Source organism: Streptomyces sp. cg40 (assembly GCF_050320165.1).
Classification (GTDB): domain Bacteria; phylum Actinomycetota; class Actinomycetes; order Streptomycetales; family Streptomycetaceae; genus Streptomyces; species Streptomyces hokutonensis.
In genome coordinates, this window is sequence record NZ_CP190128.1 from 1,768,134 (window position 1) to 1,789,597 (window position 21,464).

Sequence of the window (21,464 nt, forward strand, 5' to 3'; positions counted from 1 at the left end):
CGGCCGAAGGTCAGGCGTAGAACCGCGAGAGACTCTGCAGGACGGCGGCGGGCTTCGGCCCGCCGTCGATCTCTATCGTCCCGTCGACGGCGATCTGCACCCCGCCCGGTACGTCCTCGACCGAGGCGAGCCTGGCGACCAGCCGGATGCGCGAGCCGACCTTGACCGGTGCGGGGAAACGCACCTTGTTCAGGCCGTAGTTGACCTTCGTGGACACGCCCTCGACGTCCAGCAGCTCGGTGAAGAGCGGGATGAAGAGGGAGAGGGTCAGATAGCCGTGGGCGATGGGCGCGCCGAAGGGGCCGGCCGCGGCCTTCTCCGGGTCGACGTGGATCCACTGGTGGTCGCCGGTCGCGTCGGCGAAGGTGTCGATGCGTTCCTGGGTGACCTCGATCCACTCGCTGCTGCCCAGGTCGCTGCCCGCGAGCTTCTTGAGTTCGTCGAGGCCGTTGACGGTGATGCCCATATCGCTTTCCCTACTTAAGAGTTGGTGCCGAAGCGCTTGCGCACCCGGGACTTGAGGAGCTTCCCCGAGGCGGTGCGCGGGAGTTCGTCCGCGACCACCACCGACTTGGGGATCTTGTACTTGGCCAGCCGGCCGGCCAGCGAGGCCAGTACCTCGTCGGGGTCGAGCGAGGCGCCTTCGCGCGGTACGACGACCGCCCGCGGCACCTCGCCCCACTTGTCGTCCGCGACCCCGATGACCGCGCACTCGACGATGTCGGGGTGGGCCAGCAGCAGGTCCTCGATCTCGGCGGGGTAGATGTTCTCCCCACCGGAGATGATCATGTCCTTCATGCGGTCGACGATGTACACGTAGCCGTCGCCGTCGGTGCGGGCCGCGTCCCCGCTGCGGAACCAGCCGTCGGCGAAGACCGCGGCCGTCTCCTCGGGCAGCCCCCAGTAACCGGGCATGACATGGGGCCCGCGCACCACGACCTCGCCGGTCTCGCCGACGTCGGTGGGGGTGAGGTCCGGCCGGACGACCCGTACGTCGCTGAAGAAGTGCGGCACGCCCGCCGAACCCGCCTTGCTCACCGCGTGTTCGGCGTCCAGGAACAGGGTTCCGGGCGCGGCCTCCGTCATACCGTAGCCCTGGAGGAAGGTCAGGCCCCGCTCCTGGTAGGCGGCGATCAGCGGGGACGGGACCGGGGAGCCGCCGCAGGTGAGGATGCGCAGCGAGGACAGGTCGGCGTCGGCCCAGCGGGGATGCCGGGCGATCTGGTCGAACATCGTCGGCACCCCGAACATGAAGGTGATCCGGTGCCGTTCGACCAGGTCGAAGGTGGCGTCCGGGTCGAAGGACCCGACCAGGACGCAGGTGCCGCCCTTGAGCAGCACCGGCAGGGTGAGCATGTTGAGTCCGGCCGTGTGGAACAACGGGGCGGAGACCAGGGCGCGTTCGTCGGCGATCAGGTCGGTGTCGACGAGGACGTTGAGCGCGTTCCAGGTCAGGTTGCCGTGCGTGAGCATGGCGCCCTTGGGGCGGCCGGTCGTGCCCGAGGTGTACATGATGATGCAGGTGTCGTCGGCGGTGACGGGCTCGTCGATCGGCTCGGTGGCCGCCGCATCGAGCAACTCCTCGTACTCGGGGCCGACTTCGACGTAGATGCGTACGTCGGTGCTGCCCGGCAGTCCGGCGACGAGGGCGGTGTGCGTCGGGCCGTAGACGAGGATCTTCGCGCCGGAGTCGGCGAGTTGGTAGGCGATCTCGGGGGCGGTGAGGCGGGTGTTGAGCGGGACGAAGACCGCGCCCAGCGTGCCGGCCGCGAACAGGGTCTCCAGGTAGGAGGGGTGGTTGGGGCCGAGGTAGGCGATGCGGTCGCCGCGGCGGACGCCCCGGGTGCGCAGGGCGTGGGCGAGGCGGGTGGTTCGTGTATGCAGTGTGCCGTAGTCGGTCGACCGTCCACCGTGGATCAGGGCCGTGCGGTGCGGGGTCTTGCGGGCCCGGCGTGCGGGCCATGACCCCAGTCCCTCGTTGCGCATCCGGTGCCCCTTACGTCAGCCCGAGCAGGCGGGCGGCGTTGTCCTTGAGGATCTTCGGTCTGACCTCGTCCTTGATGGGCAGTTTCTCGAAGTCGGCGAGCCAGCGGTCCGGGGTGAGGACGGGGTAGTCGGAGCCGAAGAGGACCTTGTCCTTGAGCAGGGTGTTCGCGTACTGCACGAGCTGCGGCGGGAAGTACTTCGGCGACCAGCCGGAGAGGTCGATGTGGACGCCGGGCTTGTGGGTGGCGACGGCGAGGGCCTCGTCCTGCCACGGGAAGGACGGATGCGCCAGGATGATCTTGAGGTGTGGGAAGTCCGCCGCCACGTCGTCCACGTGGAGGGGGTTGGAGTACTTCAGGCGGATGCCGCCGCCTCCGGGCACCCCCGCGCCGATGCCCGTCTGGCCGGTGTGGAAGAGGGCGATGGCGCCGGTCTCCTCGATGACCTCGTAGAGGTCGTAGGCCACGGCCCGGTCGTTGGGGAAGAAGCCCTGGATGCTGGGGTGGAACTTGAAGCCCTTGACGCCGTACTCCTCGACCAGCCGCCGGGCCCGCTTCACGCCCGCTCGGCCCCGGAACGGGTCGATGGACGCGAAGGGGATGAGGACGTCGGCGTTGGCGGCGGCGGCCTCGGCGACCTCCTCGTTCGGGACGGGCTCGGTGCCGGTCGCGGACTCGGCGTCGACCGTGAAGATCACGGCGGCCATCTTCCGCTCGCGGTAGTACGCGGCGGTCTCCTCCAGGGTCGGCTTCCGCTTGCCCTCGACCTTGAAGTAGGCGGAGGAGGCGTCGTGGAGGTCGTCGTCCAGGGAGGAGTGGCCCTTGGAGGACACCTCCGCGTGGGTGTGGACGTCGATCGCGACGAGTTCGCCGATGTCCATGGGGGGTGTCATCACGCCTCCGGCAGCTTCGGTGCGGGGATGCCGACCGACTGGAGTTCGGCGCCGACCGAGGTGGGGAAGGCGGTGGCCAGGGTGTCGGGGGTCCAGCCGCCGTCGGCGTAGGCCGTGCTGATCTCCTGCGGGTGGGACCAGAGTGCCACCTTGTCGCCGCCGATGCCGATGGCCTGGCCGGTGATCGAGCGCGCGGCCTCGGAGGCGAGGAAGGGGACGAGGGCTGCGCAGTCCTCGGGGGTGCCGAAGCCCTCGCCCTTGCGAAGGAAGTCGGGCAGCGCCTCGCCGTTCTTCATGGCCTCGACGTACGGGGCGAAGGCGGGGATCGTCTCGGTCATCGCGGTCGCGGCGACCGGCACGATCGCGTTGACGGTGATACCGGCGCGGCCCAGTTCCATCGACCAGGTGCGGGCGAAGGCGGCGATCCCGGCCTTGGCGGCGGAGTAGTTGGTCTGGCCGAAGTTGCCGCGCTGGCCGGCGGGCGAGCCGACCAGGATCAGGCTGCCGCCCTCGCCCTGTTCGCGCATCCGTACGGCGGCGGCGCGGGCGCAGGTGAAGGTGCCCTTGAGGTGGGTGGTGATCACCGCGTCGAAGTCGTCGTCGGTCATCTTCCACAGCACCTTGTCGCGCAGGATGCCCGCGTTGGTGACCAGGACGTCGAGCCGTCCGAACTCCTCGACGGCCCGGTTGACCAGCCGTTCGGCGGCCTCGGTCGTGCCGACCGGGACCACCTCGGCGACGGCCGTGCCGCCCGCCTCGGCGATCGACTTCACGGCCTGGTCGGCCACCGCCTCGTCGATGTCGTTGACGACCACGGACGCGCCGTGGGCGGCCAGGGCGTGGGCGTAGGCGAGGCCGAGGCCCCGGCCACTGCCGGTGACGACGGCGACCTTGCCGGTCAGATCGATGCTGGGCACGAGCGAGTCCCTTCACAAGGCGATGCGGTGGCCGGCCGCACCGGAGTACGGCTGCGAGCGGCACCGGCGCGGCTTCGAGATCGAAGCTAAGAGCAATAATTGTTGACGTCAATAGTTGTTGCCGACGGACCAGGTGCGTCACACTGACCCCGTACCACCGCACGCCCCACCCCGGGGCCTCGACCCAGGGAGCCCGCCATCGCCCGCCAGCAGCACGCCGCGAACCCCCCGATCGACGCGCACGAGCCGTGGATGCGCGGGCTGCACGCGGACACCGGTTACCTCCTGTACCGGCTGGGCCTGCGCTCCGGCCAGCTCTTCAACACGTTCCTCCAGGAGTCGGGCCTGCGCCTGCGCCACTACGCGCTGCTCCGCTTCCTGGCCACGTCCGAGGGCGCCCTCCAGCGCGAGCTGAGCACGCGGCTGGGCTACGACCCGAGCGCGATCGTCGGCCTGGTCGACGACCTGGAGAAGCTGGGATTCGCCGAGCGGCGCCCTTCCCCCGACGACCGGCGCAGCCGCATCGTGGTACTGACACAGGACGGCCGCGGCTTCCTGCGCGACACGGACGAGGCCGGTCTGCGGGTGACGAACGAACTGCTCGGCCCGCTGGACGCGGCCCAGCGGGAGACCCTGCACACGCTGTTGCAGCAGGTCGCCGAGGACGGACTCGCCTGACGCGGGACGAGGAGGTACGGCGATGACCACCACCCGGCCGGAGACGACCGCGCGCTCCGCTCCCGACCGGCTGCTCGCCGTGCTCGCCGCCTTCGACCACGAACACACCGCCCTGTCGCTGTCGGACATCGGCCGCCGGGCCGGACTCACCCTGACCACCGCGCACCGGCTCGCGGGCGCCCTCACCGAGTGGGGCGCGCTGGAGCGGGACGCGTCCGGCGTCTACCACGTGGGACTGCGGCTGTGGGAGATCGCGGCGCTGGCGCCCCGCGGCCTCGCCCTGCGCCAACTGGCCCTGCCCTACTTGGAGGACCTGTACGAATCGACGCACGAGAACGTGCAGTTGGCGGTGCGGGACGGCACGGAGGTCGTCTACACCGAGTGGATCTCGGGCCGTTCGGCGGTCGGCGTGCACATCCGGGTGGGCGCCCGCTGGCCGCTGCACGCCACCGGAGTGGGCCTCGCCCTGCTGGCCCACGACAACCCGAACGCCCAAGAGGCCTACTGCGCGGGCGAGTTGGCGTCCTTCACGCCGTACACGATCACCGATCCGGTACGGCTGCGGCGGGTGCTGGCCGAAGTGCGGCGCACCGGCGTGGCGGTGAGCGACCGTCAGGTCACGGACGACGCGCTGTCGGTGGCGGCTCCGGTGCGCGGGCCGGGCGGTGCGGTGGTGGCGGCCGTATCCGTCGTGGTACCCCAAGTGGACGCCCAGGTACCGGCGTTGATCCCGGCGGTACGGCTCGCGGCGCGCGGGATCTCGCGGGCGCTGGGATGGCTGCCGGAGCCGTGACGGGATCCGCCACGCCCGGTCTGCGCCGCTCGGGACGGGTGGTCACCTGCGCCGCCCTGCTGCTCGCGGTCGTCTTCGGCGCCTTCATGACGGGCGGTTTCTCCCCGATCCTCCAGATCGGCCTCGGCCTCACCCTCGCGGTGCTGATCGACGCAACTGTCGTACGGATGCCGCTGGTTCCGGCGACGATGGCGCTGCTCGGCCGACGGGCCTGGTGGGAGCCGAAGGTGTTGCGGCGGGCGCACGACCGGTTCGGGTTGCGTGGAGAGGCGCCTGTGGATCGGGAGTTGGCACGTCGCTGAGGTCGCCGCCCGCCCCCGCGCCTCACGAGTGCGGGGGCGGGTGCGCTCATCCCGGCTGCCCGATCGGGCGGCCCCCCTCACCCGCCAACCCAGCCAACCCTGCCAGCATCCGCCGGTCCCGAGGCGCCCCCTTCCGGTCCAGTCGCGCGTCCAGCAGTCGCCGGGCCGCGTCGCACCGCCCCGCTGACACGAGCGCGTACAGCAACGTCTCCTCCACGACCTCGCGTTGGGCTGCGCTGCCGCCCACCTTGCGCAGTACCGGAAGCAGTGCGTCCAGGCCGTGGGCCGCATCGTGGAAGCGGTGTTCCACGAGGGCGGCGAACGCCTCGCAGAGCGGGACGACGACCTCGCGCTGCACCGGGTCGGCCCCGGTCGCGTGGTCGCGGAGGCGGCGCAGCGCCGGGAGGTCACCGGCCGCGGTGAGGGCCACCGCCGCGTGCAGCGCGGTGAACGCGGTCGCGGGCCGTTCCAGGACCTCGCAGGCCACGGAGTCCAGTACGTCCGAAGTCGGCAGCTCCCCCTGCCAGTTGCCGCTGAGCCGGGCCCGCCACAGCAGCGACCCCGAGTCGACCAGCGCACGCACCCCGGTCACCCGGCCGGGCGCCAGTTGGGCGAACCAGCGCCTGCGGACGGCGGCCGGGTCGTCCAACGCGAGTTCGTGCAGGGCGATGTGCCAGGAGAAGTGGGCGCGGTGGACCGTTCCACGGCCCTGTCCCGACACCCAGCCGTCGAGCCAGTCCCGGCCCGCCTCATGGGCGCCGGACTCGTAGTGGACGTGGGCCAGCGCGTGCACGGCGTGACCGGAGGCGGGCTCGACCCCCAGGGCGCGGTGTGCGAGTTCGCCCGCCTCGTGCAGCCGGCCCTGCTCCTGGCGCAGGAAGGCGAGCAGCGAGGTGTGGAACCAGTGGCCGTCGTAGGCGGGGGACGTGCGCTCGACGAGGCGGAGCGCGTAGTCGTCGTCGAGGTCGGTGGCGCCGGAGAAGGCGATGGTGGGTACGGCGGCGGCGAGGGCGAGCGCGTCGGCGGGGTGGTCGTCGAGGTGCCGTATCAACGCGCGGTCCCCGTCGGTGGATTGGACCCGGCGGGTGACCACGTCCACGAAGGACCGCTCCCGTTCATCGGCCCGCTCCTGGGCGCAGCGCTGGGCGTCGGCGAGGGCGCGGGGTACATCGACGGCGGCCCCGCACTCGTGGCCGAGGAGAGCCAACGCGGCGTGGCCCAGGGCGAATCCGGGATCAAGGGCGATCGCGCGGGCGAAGGCGTCCTCGGCTCCGGCGCGCACCTTGAGGACGCGGTCGAGTCCGCTGCGGTAGGCGGTGGCGGCCTCGGCGTGGGTGGAGAGCGGGAGTCCGAGTCCGTCGACGGGCCTGCGGCGGGCGGTGCGGCGGGCCGGGGGTGCGAGCAGTTGGCGGGCCAGGGCGGCGGCCTGGACGCGGATCTCGGGGATCGCGGTGGTCTCCCAGAGTTCGCCGCGCCGTGGAGCGCCGAGGGTGAACAGAGGCCGTGCGCAACGACCTTGGGCATCCAGGAGTCGCCCGTCACGGGTGGCGACGCCCATGCCGAGCGGACCCGGCACCGCCGCTCCCGTCTCGAACAGGCTCCGCCACAGCGGGTCTTCGAGTCGCTGCCCGGGCCCGGTGCAGTCGATGACCCAACCGACGTGCAGAGTCCGGCCGTTGGAGAGAGTGATCGCCAACCCGCCGCCGTCCTCGACTACTTCGGCGATCGTGCCGGTGTGGACCTGGAGGCGTCGGGCGGTGCGGGCCCGGGTGACCGATTCGGCGGTGGTGGGGGCCATGCGGTGCCGGTGGGTGTTCCAGAGGGCGCTCTCGTGGGCGAGGAACTCCCCGCGTTCCTCGGGGGTGAGGCTGTGCCAGAGGCGCGCGGTGTGCGGGCGCAGGCTGTCGAGGGCGGGCCGCCAGTCGCCGTGGGTGCGCACGGAGCGGCTGACGTGCCGGTAGACGGTCCGGCGCAGTCCGCTCAGGGTCGGATCGTGCGGCCAGTCGGGCGCCTCCATCGGGCCGACCGGTCCCAACGCGTGCGGCTGCGGAAGGAGTCCGCTGCGGGAGGCGGCGTGCACGGTGCGTTCGGGGCGGTCGAGGGTGAGGGCGAGGTCGACGGCGGTGAGGCCGGTGCCGACGAGGAGGAGGTCGGCGGTGTCCTCGCGTACCGCGTCCAACGCCCCTGGTGTCCAGGGCGAGTTGACGAAGCGGAGGGAGGTGCGCAGCGCGGGCGGGGCCCAGGCGGCGGTGGGGGCGGCGGGGCCGGTGGCGAGGACGGCGTTGTCTGCGGTGAGGAGTCCCCCGTCGGCGAGGTGGAGTTCCACCGGGCCCCCCGGGGTGCCGGTACAGCTCTCCGCGCGGGTGCGCAGCCGGCGTACGGAGACGGTGCCGTGGGAGCGGACGACGGCCTGGCCGAGGGTGTCGGCGAGGTAGGCGCCGTAGCGGTAGCGGGTGGCGAAGTCGGCCGCGCCGACGGTGGGTTCGCCGTGGCGGCACAGCCAGCGGGTGAAGTGGCCGGGGTCGTCGGGGTAGCAACTCATGCCCCCTGCGGGGACGTTGAGGCGGTGGCGCGGGTCGGGTGTCGCGTAGGCGGTGCCGCGGCCGGCCTCCGGGGCCGGGTCGACCAGCACCAGGTCGAGGGGGGTCCGGCGGCGGGTGGCGCTCTCGCAGAGTTGGACGGCGGTCAGGGTGCCTGCCGCGCCTGCTCCGACGATCGCCGTGGTGGGCCGCTTGCGGACTTCGGTCACGAATGCCTCCGGCGTGGTCTGCCGCGGAGCCGCCGAAGCGGAACTCCGCCTTCAGTTCCTTCCTCACTATTCCGACCGGGTTGGTGGGGAAGCCATGGCGGGACGGGGATCTCACCGGATACTCAGGACGCCGGTCGGCGCGTTCATACTCTGTTCACACTCGCGGAGGCGCCGACAACCGTGGTTTCAGGCCTTCTTTCAGGCTCTCTTCACAGGAATCTCAGGTTGAGGCCCTGGGATTCAAAGAATCAACCCATGGAAGTGACGCAGGATGCAACGGCACTGGTGATCTCGTCGCGTACGGCCAGGGGGTGTGCGCGACATACGGAGGAAGGCCTGCCGTGGGCGTGTCGCACATATCCAACCGGTCCGAGAAGCCGTCGGAGAGGTGGTCCCGGCGCGGGATCCTCACCGTGCTCGGGGTGGTGCCGGCGGCTGTGCTGACCGGTTGCAGCGGCTCTGCGGGCGCCGCGGAGAGCGCCTCGTCCGGCGGTGTGTCGGCGACGGCGTCGGTGAAGGCCGCGAAGACGCCGACCGTGACGGTCTCGCCCGCCGACGGCACGAAGAAGGCCGATTTCTCGGCCCCGGTCACGGTGACGGTGGCCGACGGCACGTTCGCCACGGTGAAGGTGACCGGCAACGACGGCTCCACGCTCGCCGGAACCTTCAACGCCGCCAAGACGAAATGGACGTCCACGAAGAACCCGTACTCGGGCACGAAGTACACGGTCGACGCGCAGGCGCAGGGCGCCGCCGCGAAGACCGCGACCTTCACCACCAAGTCGCCCGGCGAGACCTTCGTCGGCTACTTCACCCCCGAGGCGAACTCCACCTCCGGCGTCGGCATGCCCGTGTCGATCAACTTCACGCACGCCGTCAAGGACCGCGCCGCCGTCCAGAAGGCGATCACGGTCACCGCCGAGCCCGCCGTCGAGGTGGTCGGCCACTGGTTCAGCGACACCCGTCTCGACTTCCGCCCCGAGACGTACTGGGCGGCCGGCACGAAGATCACACTCAGCCTGCGGCTCAAGGACGTCGAGGGCCAGGACGGCATCTACGGCATCCAGTCCAAGGACGTCACCTTCCACATCGGGCGCGCACAGATCAGCACGGTGGACCTGTCCAGCAAGGAGATGGTCGTCAAGCGGGACGGCAAGACCCTCGCCACCTACCCGGTCAGCGGCGGCAACGCCCAGCACACCACCTGGTCCGGGATCATGGTGATCAGCGAGCGGTTCAAGCAGACCCGCATGGAGTCCTCGACGGTCGGGCTCGGCGACGAGTACGACATCTCCGACGTCCCGCACGCCCAGCGGCTGACCACCTCCGGCACCTTCGTGCACGGCAACTACTGGGCGTCCACCGCGGTGTTCGGCCACGAGAACACCAGCCACGGCTGCGTGGGCCTGCACGACGCCAAGGGCGCGAACAACACGTCGGTGGCGGGCTACAAGTTCTACGACAGCTCGATGCTCGGCGACGTCGTCATCGTGAAGAACTCCGGCGACAAGACGGTGGCGGCCGACAACGGCCTCAACGGCTGGAACCTGTCCTGGGCGGACTGGAAGGCGGGCAGCGCGGTCTGAGGCCGTGCCGCAACGGGCCTCACCTGCCGCCGGAGCGGATCCACGGCCACTCGGCGAAGCAGACCACCACAGGCGCGACGAGCATGACCGGCGTCCACAGTCCCCCGCCGGCCGGCGGGGGGACGTAGTACTGCCGGCGCTCGGGCAGCGGGGCCGGCGCGAGCAGGAGCACGATCAGCGCGAGCCATGTGGCCGCACCGATGCCGCCAAGTGCACTGCCACCAGCATCACCGACCTCCCCGCGGCCACCCGGTTCCCGTGGTCGAACAACACGCCCCGCCGCCCGTCCGTCCACCGCACCCCCTCGCGTCCCGTCCGCCGGGGGCCGCTCGGAAACCTCCTCTTTCACCCGCATTCATCGCCTTCATCACCTGAACTCCCGCACAGCGAAAGGACTTTCCCGGCTTCACCTCTTGACGGCCGGGGTTGCGACGAGCACATTGACCGCGCACCCGCTGCGTGAGAGCGCTCTCAGGCAGCAGGCGCGGCACCCGCACCCCCACTCCGTATCCGAGAGGCACCCATGAGTGAAACCTCCGGCACGCAGCGCAGACCCCGTCCCCTCCGGCGCGTTCTGATCGCCGCCCTCAGCACACTCGGTCTGGCGATCGCCACCGCCACCGCCTTCACCCTGCCCGCGGACGCCTCCGCGCCCACGCCCCCCACGGGCTGGACGCAGGTCTTCCTGGACGACTTCAACGGCACCGCGGGCACCGGTGTCTCCACCACCAACTGGCAGTACGACACCGGGACTTCGTATCCGGGCGGCGCGGCCAACTGGGGCACCGGCGAGGTCGAGACGATGACCTCCTCCACCAACAATGTGGCGCTCGACGGCAACGGCAACCTGTTGATCACCCCGCGCCGGGACGCCTCGGGCAACTGGACCTCGGGCCGTATCGAGACCAACCGCACCGACTTCCAGCCACCGGCCGGCGGGAAGCTGCGGGTCGAGGCCCGTATCCAGATGCCGAACGTCACGGGTTCGTCGGCGCTCGGCTACTGGCCCGCGTTCTGGATGCTGGGCGCGCCCTACCGGGGCAACTACCAGAACTGGCCCGGCGTGGGCGAGTTGGACATCATGGAGAACGTCCAGGGTCTCAACACCGACTGGGCGACGATGCACTGCGGCACCAGCCCGGGCGGCCCCTGCAACGAGACGACGGGCATCGGCGGCAACACCGCCTGCACCGGCACCACTTGCCAGGCCGGCTTCCACACCTACGCCATGGAGTGGGACCGGTCCACCAGCCCCGAGCAGATCCGCTTCTACCTCGACGGCGTCAACTTCCACACGGTCAACGCCAGTCAGGTCGACGCGACCACCTGGGCCAACGCGACGAACCACGGCTTCTTCATCATCCTGAACGTGGCGATGGGCGGCGGCTTCCCGGCGGCGTACGGCGGCGGCCCCACCTCCGCCACCGACCCGAACCACCCGATGACGGTGGACTACGTCCAGGTGCTCCAGTCCACGGGCAGTGGGAGCGGTACCACGACCCCGCCGACCGGCAGCCGGGACGCCTACAGCGCCATCCAGGCCGAGTCCTACGACAGCCAGTCCGGCACGGTCGCCGAGACCACCACGGACACCGGCGGCGGTCAGGACCTCGGCTCGATCGCCAACGGCGACTGGGCGCTCTACAAGGGCGTCAACTTCGGCTCCACGGCGGCCACCCAGTTCTACGGCCGGGTCGCGAGCGGTGCGGCGAGCGGGGTGAGCGGTCTGGTCGAGGTACGCCTGGACAGCCCGACCGCGACCCCGATCGGCAGCTTCGCGCTGGCCAACACCGGGGGCTGGCAGTCGTGGAAGACGGTCCCGGCGAACATCAGCTCGGTCACCGGTACCCACGACGTCTATCTGACGTTCAGCAGCGGCCAGTCGGCGGACTTCGTGAACGTGAACTGGTTCGACTTCGGGCACTGATCCCCAACTCACCACGGGGGCAAGGGGCTTCACGCGGGTGCGTGGGGCCCCTTTACCCTGCCGTCTTGCGCCAGCGCGATCATGCGGTGCATGACGGTCACGGGGAGGGCAGGATTCCGGGCGGCATCCAGGGCGCTGCGTTCGTCGAGGAGCAGCGACACCAGGTACTCCGTGGGCAGGGCCGGGTTTCGCCGGGCCGGGTGGTACACCGCTTTGGCGGTGTCCTGGGTCAGCCTCACGGCGGAGTCGGGGGACAGCCGCGGATCCTCCGCCGCTCGCCCTCGCACCTCGCTGTCCGGATCGCGGCTGAACCGCTCGACGAGGTCGTCGCCCGACGCGGGATCGTCGAGCGCTAGAAGGCGTACGCGCGGTCGCGGATCATCGGCGTAGCGCAACAGGTTGTCCCGAGGGAAGTTGGGGTGGTTGCGGGGACGGCCGGGGAACGAGAAGCTGCCGGACCACCAGGCCCACACGTCCACGAGCACATCGGCAGGGGCGTCGTCGCAGGACTCGGCGAGAAAGAGACCCACGACGCGGTCCTCGTCGTGGGCCAGCAGGTCCACGACGTCGGGGGGAAGGTGTGCGGCACGGGCCACGCTGCGGCGGATCAACAGCTTGGCGGACGAGGCCAGTTGCCTCATGGCGGCCGGGTCCTCGTGGAGTGCCGCGACCCACCTCAGCGTGCTGCTGCGGGAGTCCGCCGTGATGTCCGGAACAGTGTCGGCCATGGCGGCGATCTCGGCCGGGCCGGCAGGCGGGCGTGACTCGGGGGACGGCGCGCGGTACACGCCGCCGGACGGCCGGCTGTTGAGTTGCTCCTCCGCCATCTCGGCCACGATCCGGTGACGGGGCAGCCCGGCGGCGGCAACCAGAAGCCGGTCCCACTGATCACGCGAGAGCCTCCCGCTCTCCGCGGCCCGGCCCCAGACGAACTTCGACGGATGGACCACGGCCGCGTCCAGCACACCGGCCGGAAGATCCGCACGGTAGAGAAAGCTCGTGTCTCCACCGGCATCGAAGAGGCTCACCAGCACCTCCACCGGAGCGCCCCGGTTCTGCCCCAGACCCGACAGCCACTCCCGGGCTACGCGCTCCGAGGGCGCGAGGTCTTCCGACAGTGCGGACCAGACATCACTCATACGTCACCGTAGCTCCGCCCGGAACCCCGCCGGCGTCACATCCGTGTGCTGCTGGAAGAACTTGGAGAAGTTGGCCGCGTCGGGGAAGCCGACTGCCGCTCCCACGCGCCCGATTGGGAGATCCGTGTGCGCCAACAGCCGTTTCGCCTCCAGGACGACCCGCTTGTCGATGAAGCCCTTGGGGGTCTCGCCGGTGGCGGCGCGGACCGCGCGGACGAGGGTGCGGCGGGAGTAGCCGAGGGCGTCGGCGTAGGCGCTGACGCTGTGGTTGGTGGCGAAGCCCTTCTCGACGGCGTTACGGAAGAGCGTGAACGTCGTGTCCGCCTGCTGCCGGGCCGCCTCCGCCGAGCTGGCCGCGAGATGCGCGAGCCGGAGCAGGAAGGCCGTCAGGGAGTGCCGTAGGACCGAGGTGTGGAGGCTCAGCGGGAGCGTCTCCGTGTCCTCGTACTCGCGCTGGAGCTGGCCCAACGAGGCGCGGAGGGCCGCCAGGCGGGGCTCGTCGGGGTGCAGGAGGGGCGGGAGGTCGTAGCGGTAGAGGCCTGTCGCCTCGACCGTGGCGCGGGGGAGGAAGCCGGGCTGCATGGTCAGGACCGTTCCAAAGTACTGGTCCATCCGCGAGAAGCGGTGCACCTGGCCGGGGCGGATCCACAGGATGTCGCCGGCCGCCGCCTCGTACTCGGCGAAATCGATCATGTGGCGGACCGGGCCCTCGTCGAAGAGCATCACCACATGGAAGTCGATGCGGTGGACGCGGTGCAGGGGTGCGTCCGCGTGCCAGGTGCGGCCCGTGCCCATCGGGCCGACCTGCATGCCGACGCCGCAGACACTCAGATCGACAGGGAAGGGAAACGTATCGATCACGTCGCCGTCACCGGCTGCGCCTTGGATGGTTCTGTCCGCCATGTCCTTCTCGTGCCGCCTCAGTACGGGTTCCGGTGTCCCACTTTCACCACAGGCTGGCACACCGACACCTTCCCTCTTAAAAGTCAGACTTTTAGATTTGAAGGCGTCCGAACAGTTCTGTCGCTCATATCGAGGACTTCTTGAAGATGAACGCGCACACACCTGACAGCTTCGAGTGGACCGATCTCGACCGTCGTGCCGTCGACACGGCCCGCGTTCTGGCCGCTGACGCGGTCCAGAAGGTCGGCAACGGGCACCCGGGCACGGCGATGAGCCTGGCCCCCGCCGCGTACACGATCTTTCAGAAGGTGATGCGTCACGACCCCGCGGATCCCGAGTGGACCGGCCGTGACCGCTTCGTCCTCTCCCCCGGCCACACCTCGCTGACGCTGTACACGCAGCTGTATCTCGCCGGGTACGAGCTGGAGCTCGACGACCTGAAGGCGTTCAGGACGCACGGCTCGAAGACGCCTGGTCACCCCGAGTACGGGCACACGGCCGGGGTGGAGACCACGACCGGACCGCTCGGACAGGGTGTGGCCAACGCCGTCGGGATGGCGATGGCCGCCCGCTACGAGCGCGGACTGTTCGACCCGGAGGCCCCCGAGGGCGAGTCGCCCTTCGACCACACGATCTGGGCGATCGTCTCCGACGGCGACCTGGAGGAGGGCATCTCCGCCGAGGCCTCCTCGCTGGCCGGCCACCAGCGGCTCGGCAACCTCGTCTTCGTCTACGACGACAACCACATCTCCATCGAGGGCGACACCGCGACCGCCTTCTCCGAGGACGTACTGAAGCGCTACGAGGCCTACGGCTGGCACACCCAGCGCATCGAGCCCGGCGCCGACGGCGACATCGACCCGCACGCGCTGTACACGGCGCTCAGGGCGGCGCAGGCCGAGACCGCACGCCCCTCGATCATCGCGATGCGCACGATCATCGCCTGGCCCGCCCCGAACGCGCAGAACACCGAGGCCGCCCACGGCTCCGCGCTCGGCGCCGACGAGGTCGCCGCCACCAAGCGCGTCCGCGGCTTCGACCCGGAGAAGTCCTTCGAGGTCGCGGGCGAGGTCCTCGCGCACAGCCGCATGGCCCTGGACCGGGGCGCCGAGGCGCACTCCGCCTGGGACAAGCAGCTCGACGAGTGGCGCGGCGCCCAGCCCGAGCGCGCGAAGCTCTTCGACCGGATCGTCGCCGGCCAGCTCCCCGAGGGCTGGGAGGACGCCCTTCCGGTGTTCGAGGAGGGTTCCTCCGTCGCCACCCGCGCCGCGTCCGGCAAGGTCCTCCAGTCCCTTGGACCGGTCCTGCCCGAGCTGTGGGGCGGCTCCGCCGACCTGGCCGGCTCGAACAACACCACCATCGACAAGACCTCGTCCTTCCTCCCGAAGGGCAATCCGCTCCCGGAGGCCGACCCGTACGGCCGTACGATCCACTTCGGCATCCGCGAGCACTCCATGGCGGCCGAGATGAACGGCATCGCCCTGCACGGCAACACGCGCGTCTACGGCGGCACCTTCCTGGTGTTCTCCGACTACATGCGCAACGCCGTCCGCCTCTCCGCGCTGATGCAGCTCCCGGTGACGTACGTCTGGACGCACGACTCGATCGGCCTGGGCGAGGACGGCCCCACCCACCAGCCGGTCGAGCACCTCGCCTCGCTGCGCGCGATCCCGGGCCTGAACATCGTCCGCCCGGCCGACGCCAACGAGACGGCGATCGCCTGGGCCGAGATCCTCAAGAGGCACGCCACGAACCCCGCTCCGCACGGCCTCGCGCTGACCCGCCAGGGTGTGCCGACGTACGCGCCCAACTCCGATGCGGCGCGCGGCGGTTACGTCCTCAAGGACTCCTCCACCGGGACCCCCGACGTCGTGCTGATCGCGACCGGCTCCGAGGTCCACCTCGCCGTCGAGGCGCGCGAGCAGTTGGAGGCGGAGGGCGTGGGCACCCGGGTGGTGTCGATGCCGTCCGTGGAGTGGTTCGAGGAGCAGTCGCGCGAGTACCGCGACAGCGTCCTTCCGCCGTCCGTGAAGGCCCGCGTTGCGGTCGAGGCCGGGATCGGTCTCACGTGGTACCGGTTCGTGGGTGACGCAGGACGCATCGTCTCCCTCGAACACTTCGGCGCCTCCGCCGATGCCAAGACCCTGTTCGCCGAGTTCGGTTTCACGGCCGAGAACGTCGCCGCCGCAGCACGGGCTGTATTCAATTCGACTACGGGCCTTGCCGCCGCGCGCGGTTGATCCGATCGCCAGAAAGAAGATGATCACAGTGACCGAAGTGACCGCCACCGCGGGAACACTCAAGCGCCTCTCCGACGAGGGCGTCTCCATCTGGCTGGACGACCTGTCGCGCAAGCGGATCGAGTCCGGCAACCTCGCCGAGCTCATCGACACCAAGAACGTCGTCGGCGTCACCACCAACCCCTCGATCTTCCAGGCCGCCATCGGCTCCGGAGAGGGGTACGAGGAGCAGCTGGCCGACCTCGCCGTACGCAAGGTGACGGTCGAGGAAGCCGTGCGGATGATGACCACGGCCGACGTCCGCGCCGCCGCCGACATCCTGCGCCCGGTCCACGAGGCGACCGGCGGCCGGGACGGCCGGGTCTCCATCGAGGTCGACCCGCGCCTGGCCCACCACACGGCGGCGACGATCGCCGAGGCCAAGCAGCTCTCCTGGCTGGTGGACCGTTCCAACGTGATGATCAAGATCCCGGCGACGAAGGCCGGTCTCCCGGCCATCACCGAGGTCATCGGCGCGGGCATCAGCGTCAACGTCACGCTGATCTTCTCCCTGGAGCGCTACCGCGAGGTCATGGACGCCTACCTGGCCGGCCTGGAGAAGGCGCAGGCCGCGGGCATCGACCTGGCGACCATCCACTCCGTCGCCTCCTTCTTCGTCTCCCGCGTCGACTCCGAGATCGACAAGCGCCTCACCGCGCTCGCCACGGACGAAGCCCTCGCTCTCAAGGGCAAGGCAGCCCTCGCCAACGCGCGGCTCGCCTACCAGGCCTACGAAGAGGTCTTCGCGGGCGACCGTTGGACCGTTCTCGCGGGCGCCGGGGCCAACAAGCAGCGCCCCCTGTGGGCCTCGACCGGCGTGAAGGACCCGTCCTACAAGGACACCCTCTACGTCGACGAGCTGGTCGCGCCCGGCACGGTCAACACCATGCCCGAGGCCACGCTGAACGCCACCGCCGACCACGGTGACATCCACGGCGACACGGTGACCGGCGGCTACGCGCAGGCGCGCGCCGACCTGGACGCCGTAGAACGTCTGGGGATCTCGTACGACACCGTCGTCAAGCAGTTGGAGGACGAGGGCGTCGCCAAGTTCGAGGTGGCCTGGCAGGACCTGCTGGACGCCGTCGCGAAGTCGCTGAGCGGGAAGGGGGTCGACGGGGAATGAGTGCGGACCTTCCCGAAACGACAACGACAACGGCCGCGCAGGCGCTCGGTGTTGAGGACGTCACGGACATCGCCGACGCCCTGGGCGCCGGCTGGGACAACCCGCTGCGGGACGCCCGGGACCGCCGACTGCCGCGCATCGCAGGGCCGTCCGGCCTGGTCATCTTCGGCGTCACCGGTGACCTGTCCCGCAAGAAGCTGATGCCGGCCGTCTACGACCTGGCCAACCGGGGCATGCTGCCGCCGGGCTTCTCGCTCGTCGGGTTCGCGCGGCGGGACTGGGAGGACCAGGACTTCGCGCAGGTGGTGCACGACTCGGTGCGCGAGCACTCCCGGACGGAGTTCCGCGAGGAGGTCTGGCAGCAGCTCGCCGAGGGGATGCGGTTCATCCCGGGCGACTTCGACGACGACACCGCGTTCAAGCAACTGCGCGCGGCCGTCGACGAGTTGGACACCTCGCGCGGTACCAGCGGCAACTACGCGTTCTATCTCTCCGTACCGCCGAAGTTCTTCCCGAAGGTCGTCAAGCAGCTCAAGAAGCACGGGCTGGCGGACGCTCCGGAGGGGGCATGGCGGCGGGCGGTCATCGAGAAGCCGTTCGGGCGCGACCTGAAGAGCGCGCGGGAGCTGAACAAGATCGTGCACGAGGTGTTCGACCCGGACCAGGTGTTCCGGATCGACCACTACCTCGGCAAGGAGACCGTCCAGAACATCCTGGCACTGCGCTTCGCCAACCAGATGTACGAACCGATCTGGAACCGGTCCTACGTCGACCACATCCAGATCACGATGGCCGAGGACATCGGCATCGGCGGCCGGGCCGGCTACTACGACGGCATCGGTTCGGCGCGTGACGTCATCCAGAACCACCTCCTCCAGCTGATGGCACTGACCGCCATGGAGGAACCGATCGCCTTCGACGAGGAGGCGCTGCTCACCGAGAAGCTCAAGGTACTCAAGTCGGTGCGCCTGCCACGGGAGTTGGGCGAGCACACGGTGTTCGGGCAGTACGCGGAGGGCTGGCAGGGCGGCGAGAAGGTCGTCGGCTACCTCCAGGAGGACGGCATCGACCCGCAGTCGAAGACCGACACCTACGCGGCCGTGAAGCTGGAGGTGGACAACCGCCGCTGGGCGGGCATCCCCTTCTACCTGCGCACCGGCAAGCGGCTCGGGCGGCGCGTCACGGAGATCGCGGTCGTCTTCAAGCGGGCCCCGCACTCCCCCTTCGACTCCACCGCCACCGAGGAACTCGGCCAGAACGCGATCGTCATCCGCGTGCAGCCCGACGAGGGCATGACGGTCCGCTTCGGTTCCAAGGTGCCGGGCACTTCGATGGAGATCCGGGACGTGTCCATGGACTTCGCCTACGGCGAGTCGTTCACGGAGTCGAGCCCCGAGGCGTACGAGCGGCTCATCCTGGACGTGCTGCTCGGCGACGCCAACCTGTTCCCGCGCCACCAGGAAGTGGAAGAGTCCTGGAAGATCCTCGACCCGATCGAGGAGTACTGGGCACAGAACGGCAGGCCCGCGCAGTACTCCTCGGGCAGTTGGGGCCCCGAGGAGGCGGACGAGATGCTCGCACGAGACGGACGGAGCTGGCGCAGGCCATGAAGATCGACCTGAGCGACACCACGGCAAGCAAGATCAACAAGGCGCTGGTACAGGGTCGCCGTGACATCGGCACTCCTGCCGTGGGCATGGTCCTGACGATGGTCATCGTCACGGACGAGGAGAACGCCTACGACTCGATCAAGGCGGCCGAAGAGGCCTCGCACGAGCACCCCTCGCGCACCCTGGTCGTCATCAAGCGGCACGCCCGCACCCCGCGGGACCGGACCAACTCGCACCTCGACGCCGAGGTCCGGGTGGGCGCCGACGCCGGCACCGGCGAGACGGTCGTGCTGCGGACCTACGGCGAGGTGTCCGACCACGCCGACTCCGTGGTGCTGCCGCTGCTGCTGCCGGACGCGCCGGTCGTCGTCTGGTGGCCGGGAGACGCGCCCGAGATCCCGGCGAAGGACCCGCTGGGCGCCCTCGCGCAGCGCCGGATCACCGACTTGTACGCGGCGACGAACCCGCTCGAAGAGCTGGGCGCCCGCGCCCGTGCCTACGCGCCCGGCGACACCGACCTCGCCTGGACCCGGCTGACCCCGTGGCGCTCGATGCTGGCGGCGGCTTTGGACCAGTCCAAGTCGAAGATCACCTCGGGCGCGGTGGAGAGCGAGGCCGAGAACCCGGCCGCCGAACTGCTGGCGCGCTGGCTGGAGGCCCGCCTCAAGGTGAAGATCGACCGCGTGGTCACCGACGGACCGGTCATCACGGCCGTCCGCCTCGGCACCGGCGCCGGCGACATCGTCATCGACCGCCCCGACGGCCCCCTCGCGACGCTGTCCCTGCCCGGGCAGCCCTCCCGCACCCTCGCGCTGAAGGTCCGCACCACCTCCGAACTCATCGCCGAGGAACTGCGGCGCCTCGACGCCGACGAGATGTACGCCATCGCCCTCCGGGCAGAGGGCACCAAGGAGACCCCCTCTCATGTCTGACTCCCCCCAGCTCGTGCGGCGGCCCGAGTGGACCGCGCTGGAGAACCACCGCGCGAGTCAACTGCACCCGCAGCTGCGTGAGTTGTTCACGGCGGACCCGGAGCGCGCGGAGCGGTACGTGGTCACCGTCGGCGACCTGCGCATCGACTACTCCAAGCACCTGATCACCGACGAGACCCTCGCCCTCCTCCAGGAACTCGCCACCGCCACCGGCGTGTTCGGCCTCCGGGACGCCATGTTCCGTGGCGAGAAGATCAACGTGACGGAGGACCGCGCGGTCCTGCACACCGCGCTGCGGGCCCCGCGCGACGCGGTGATCGAGGTCGACGGCGAGAACGTGGTGCCTCAAGTGCACGCGGTGCTCGACAAGATGGCGAACTTCGCCGACCGTGTCCGCTCCGGCGAGTGGACCGGGCACACCGGCCGCCGTATCCGCAATGTCGTCAACATCGGTATCGGCGGCTCGGACCTCGGTCCGGCGATGGCGTACGAAGCCCTCCGCGCCTTCACCGACCGCGAGTTGACGGTCCGCTTCGTGTCGAACGTGGACGGCGCCGACCTGCACGAGGCGACCCGCGACCTCGACCCGGCCGAGACGCTGTTCATCGTCGCCTCGAAGACGTTCACCACGATCGAGACGATCACCAACGCAACGTCCGCCCGGACATGGCTCCTTGAGGGGTTGGGCGGTGACGACAAGGCGGTCGCGAAGCACTTCGTGGCGCTGTCGACCAACGCCGGGAAGGTGTCGGACTTCGGTATCGACACGGACAACATGTTCGAGTTCTGGGACTGGGTCGGCGGGCGGTACTCGTACGACTCGGCGATCGGACTGTCGCTGATGATCGCCATCGGCCCGGACCGCTTCCGGGAGATGCTCGACGGTTTCCACCTCGTCGACGAGCACTTCCGCACCGCGCCCGCCGAATCCAACGCGCCGCTCCTCCTTGGCCTGTTGGGCGTCTGGTACGGCAACTTCCACGACGCGCAGTCGCACGCGGTACTCCCGTACAGCCACTACCTCTCCAAGTTCACCGCCTACTTGCAGCAGTTGGATATGGAGTCCAACGGCAAGTCGGTGGACCGGGACGGGAATCCGGTGGAGTGGCAGACAGGCCCCGTGGTGTGGGGCACGCCCGGCACGAACGGGCAGCACGCGTACTACCAACTCATCCACCAGGGCACGAAGTTGATCCCGGCGGACTTCATCGGCTTCGTCAACCCGGTGGCGGAGCTGAGCGACGGGCTGAAAGCGCAGCACGACCTGCTGATGGCCAACTTCTTCGCGCAGACGCAGGCGTTGGCGTTCGGCAAGACGCCCGACGAGGTGCGCGCCGAGGGTGTCGCGGAGGAACTGGTCCCGCACAAGACGTTCAAGGGCAACCACCCCACGACCACCATCCTGGCCCGCGAGCTGACCCCCTCCGTGCTCGGCCAGCTCATCGCGCTCTACGAGCACAAGGTGTTCGTGCAGGGCGCGGTCTGGAACATCGACTCCTTCGACCAGTGGGGCGTCGAGCTGGGCAAGGTCCTCGCCAAGCGCGTCGAACCCGCCCTCACCCAAGGCGCCGACGTGCCCGGCCTCGACTCCTCCACCGCTGCCCTCGTGGCCACCTACCGCACTCTCCGGAAGAAGTGAACTGAC

General features: G+C 70.1%; 17 protein-coding genes and 1 pseudogene. 10 read left to right on the top strand and 8 right to left on the bottom strand.

Annotation, left to right across the window (positions count from 1 at the left end; genetic code table 11):
• Window positions 1-10 precede the first annotated feature (10 nt).
• Genes ACQHII_RS07900 through ACQHII_RS07915 form a run of 4 tightly spaced genes read right to left on the bottom strand, consistent with a single transcriptional unit; the run spans window position 11 to window position 3,795 of the window.
• Window positions 11-466, bottom strand: coding sequence for a MaoC family dehydratase (locus ACQHII_RS07900; RefSeq protein ID WP_427918577.1), 456 nt, complete (start codon window positions 464-466; stop codon window positions 11-13).
• A 14-nt stretch (window positions 467-480) separates the two neighbouring features.
• Complete coding sequence (locus tag ACQHII_RS07905; protein ID WP_427918578.1) at window positions 481-1,986, bottom strand: acyl-CoA synthetase; 1,506 nt, start codon at window positions 1,984-1,986, stop codon at window positions 481-483.
• Between the two features lie 10 nt (window positions 1,987-1,996).
• Window positions 1,997-2,866: a 4-hydroxyphenyl-beta-ketoacyl-CoA hydrolase gene (locus ACQHII_RS07910; RefSeq protein ID WP_019069873.1), complete on the bottom strand. Its 870-nt coding sequence runs from the start codon at window positions 2,864-2,866 to the stop codon at window positions 1,997-1,999.
• A gap of 11 nt (window positions 2,867-2,877) precedes the next feature.
• Complete coding sequence (locus tag ACQHII_RS07915; protein ID WP_427918579.1) at window positions 2,878-3,795, bottom strand: SDR family NAD(P)-dependent oxidoreductase; 918 nt, start codon at window positions 3,793-3,795, stop codon at window positions 2,878-2,880.
• 252 nt (window positions 3,796-4,047) lie between these two features.
• Here ACQHII_RS07915 and ACQHII_RS07920 point away from each other — a divergent pair, with 252 nt between their 5' ends.
• The 3 genes and pseudogenes from ACQHII_RS07920 to ACQHII_RS07930 form a co-directional block, all read left to right on the top strand.
• Window positions 4,048-4,473 carry a MarR family winged helix-turn-helix transcriptional regulator gene (locus ACQHII_RS07920; protein ID WP_427918580.1) on the top strand — a complete coding sequence of 142 codons (426 nt, stop codon included), beginning with the start codon at window positions 4,048-4,050 and terminating at the stop codon, window positions 4,471-4,473.
• 22 nt (window positions 4,474-4,495) lie between these two features.
• Window positions 4,496-5,266: an IclR family transcriptional regulator gene (locus ACQHII_RS07925; RefSeq protein ID WP_427918581.1), complete on the top strand. Its 771-nt coding sequence runs from the start codon at window positions 4,496-4,498 to the stop codon at window positions 5,264-5,266.
• Between the two features lie 17 nt (window positions 5,267-5,283).
• Window positions 5,284-5,568: pseudogene (locus ACQHII_RS07930) on the top strand (MMPL family transporter); the annotation flags it as partial.
• Window positions 5,569-5,614: 46 nt separating this feature from the next.
• Here ACQHII_RS07930 and ACQHII_RS07935 read toward each other — a convergent pair.
• Window positions 5,615-8,317 (bottom strand): FAD/NAD(P)-binding protein, encoded by a 2,703-nt coding sequence (locus tag ACQHII_RS07935; RefSeq protein ID WP_427918582.1) that lies wholly within the window; start codon window positions 8,315-8,317, stop codon window positions 5,615-5,617.
• Between the two features lie 341 nt (window positions 8,318-8,658).
• On the opposite strand from ACQHII_RS07935, the gene ACQHII_RS07940 reads away from it, so the two are divergent.
• On the top strand, window positions 8,659-9,903 hold the full coding sequence (locus ACQHII_RS07940) for a L,D-transpeptidase (RefSeq protein WP_427918583.1): 1,245 nt from the start codon (window positions 8,659-8,661) through the stop codon (window positions 9,901-9,903).
• A gap of 19 nt (window positions 9,904-9,922) precedes the next feature.
• On the opposite strand, the gene ACQHII_RS07945 is transcribed toward ACQHII_RS07940, so the two are convergent.
• The gene (locus ACQHII_RS07945; protein WP_427918584.1) at window positions 9,923-10,075 is read right to left on the bottom strand and encodes a hypothetical protein; all 153 of its coding nucleotides are present in this window, start codon (window positions 10,073-10,075) and stop codon (window positions 9,923-9,925) included.
• 351 nt (window positions 10,076-10,426) lie between these two features.
• Here ACQHII_RS07945 and ACQHII_RS07950 point away from each other — a divergent pair, with 351 nt between their 5' ends.
• Window positions 10,427-11,830: a glycoside hydrolase family 16 protein gene (locus ACQHII_RS07950; RefSeq protein WP_427918585.1), complete on the top strand. Its 1,404-nt coding sequence runs from the start codon at window positions 10,427-10,429 to the stop codon at window positions 11,828-11,830.
• 29 nt (window positions 11,831-11,859) lie between these two features.
• Here the strand turns inward: ACQHII_RS07950 and ACQHII_RS07955 are convergent, their stop codons facing one another.
• Both ACQHII_RS07955 and ACQHII_RS07960 read right to left on the bottom strand, forming a co-directional pair.
• Window positions 11,860-12,969 (bottom strand): hypothetical protein, encoded by a 1,110-nt coding sequence (locus tag ACQHII_RS07955; protein ID WP_427918586.1) that lies wholly within the window; start codon window positions 12,967-12,969, stop codon window positions 11,860-11,862.
• A gap of 3 nt (window positions 12,970-12,972) precedes the next feature.
• Window positions 12,973-13,872: a helix-turn-helix domain-containing protein gene (locus tag ACQHII_RS07960; RefSeq protein ID WP_427918587.1), complete on the bottom strand. Its 900-nt coding sequence runs from the start codon at window positions 13,870-13,872 to the stop codon at window positions 12,973-12,975.
• 146 nt (window positions 13,873-14,018) lie between these two features.
• Between ACQHII_RS07960 and tkt the strand changes: the two genes are divergently transcribed.
• From tkt to pgi, 5 genes are read left to right on the top strand one after another with little or no spacing between them, the layout of a single operon-like run.
• Complete coding sequence (gene tkt, locus ACQHII_RS07965; protein ID WP_427918588.1) at window positions 14,019-16,112, top strand: transketolase; 2,094 nt, start codon at window positions 14,019-14,021, stop codon at window positions 16,110-16,112.
• Between the two features lie 19 nt (window positions 16,113-16,131).
• Entirely contained in the window at window positions 16,132-17,277 is a 1,146-nt protein-coding gene (gene tal, locus ACQHII_RS07970; protein WP_427918589.1) for a transaldolase, read from the top strand.
• On the top strand, window positions 17,274-18,887 hold the full coding sequence (gene zwf, locus ACQHII_RS07975; protein ID WP_427918590.1) for a glucose-6-phosphate dehydrogenase: 1,614 nt from the start codon (window positions 17,274-17,276) through the stop codon (window positions 18,885-18,887). Before tal ends, zwf begins: the two co-directional genes overlap by 4 nt.
• Window positions 18,884-19,819, top strand: coding sequence for a glucose-6-phosphate dehydrogenase assembly protein OpcA (gene opcA / locus ACQHII_RS07980; RefSeq protein WP_427918591.1), 936 nt, complete (start codon window positions 18,884-18,886; stop codon window positions 19,817-19,819). The genes zwf and opcA overlap by 4 nt, the downstream gene beginning before the upstream one ends.
• Complete coding sequence (gene pgi, locus ACQHII_RS07985) at window positions 19,812-21,458, top strand: glucose-6-phosphate isomerase (RefSeq protein WP_427918592.1); 1,647 nt, start codon at window positions 19,812-19,814, stop codon at window positions 21,456-21,458. Before opcA ends, pgi begins: the two co-directional genes overlap by 8 nt.
• Window positions 21,459-21,464 lie beyond the last annotated feature (6 nt).

Coding starts and splice junctions, on each gene's coding strand:
- ACQHII_RS07900 (WP_427918577.1), bottom strand. CDS start 466: ATGGGCATCACCGTCAACGGCCTCGACGAACTCAAGAAGCTCGCGGGC.
- ACQHII_RS07905 (WP_427918578.1), bottom strand. CDS start 1,986: ATGCGCAACGAGGGACTGGGGTCATGGCCCGCACGCCGGGCCCGCAAG.
- ACQHII_RS07910 (WP_019069873.1), bottom strand. CDS start 2,866: ATGGACATCGGCGAACTCGTCGCGATCGACGTCCACACCCACGCGGAG.
- ACQHII_RS07920 (WP_427918580.1), top strand. CDS start 4,048: ATGCGCGGGCTGCACGCGGACACCGGTTACCTCCTGTACCGGCTGGGC.
- ACQHII_RS07925 (WP_427918581.1), top strand. CDS start 4,496: ATGACCACCACCCGGCCGGAGACGACCGCGCGCTCCGCTCCCGACCGG.
- ACQHII_RS07950 (WP_427918585.1), top strand. CDS start 10,427: ATGAGTGAAACCTCCGGCACGCAGCGCAGACCCCGTCCCCTCCGGCGC.
- ACQHII_RS07955 (WP_427918586.1), bottom strand. CDS start 12,969: ATGAGTGATGTCTGGTCCGCACTGTCGGAAGACCTCGCGCCCTCGGAG.
- ACQHII_RS07960 (WP_427918587.1), bottom strand. CDS start 13,872: ATGGCGGACAGAACCATCCAAGGCGCAGCCGGTGACGGCGACGTGATC.
- tkt (WP_427918588.1), top strand. CDS start 14,019: ATGAACGCGCACACACCTGACAGCTTCGAGTGGACCGATCTCGACCGT.
- tal (WP_427918589.1), top strand. CDS start 16,132: ATGATCACAGTGACCGAAGTGACCGCCACCGCGGGAACACTCAAGCGC.
- zwf (WP_427918590.1), top strand. CDS start 17,274: ATGAGTGCGGACCTTCCCGAAACGACAACGACAACGGCCGCGCAGGCG.
- opcA (WP_427918591.1), top strand. CDS start 18,884: ATGAAGATCGACCTGAGCGACACCACGGCAAGCAAGATCAACAAGGCG.
- pgi (WP_427918592.1), top strand. CDS start 19,812: ATGTCTGACTCCCCCCAGCTCGTGCGGCGGCCCGAGTGGACCGCGCTG.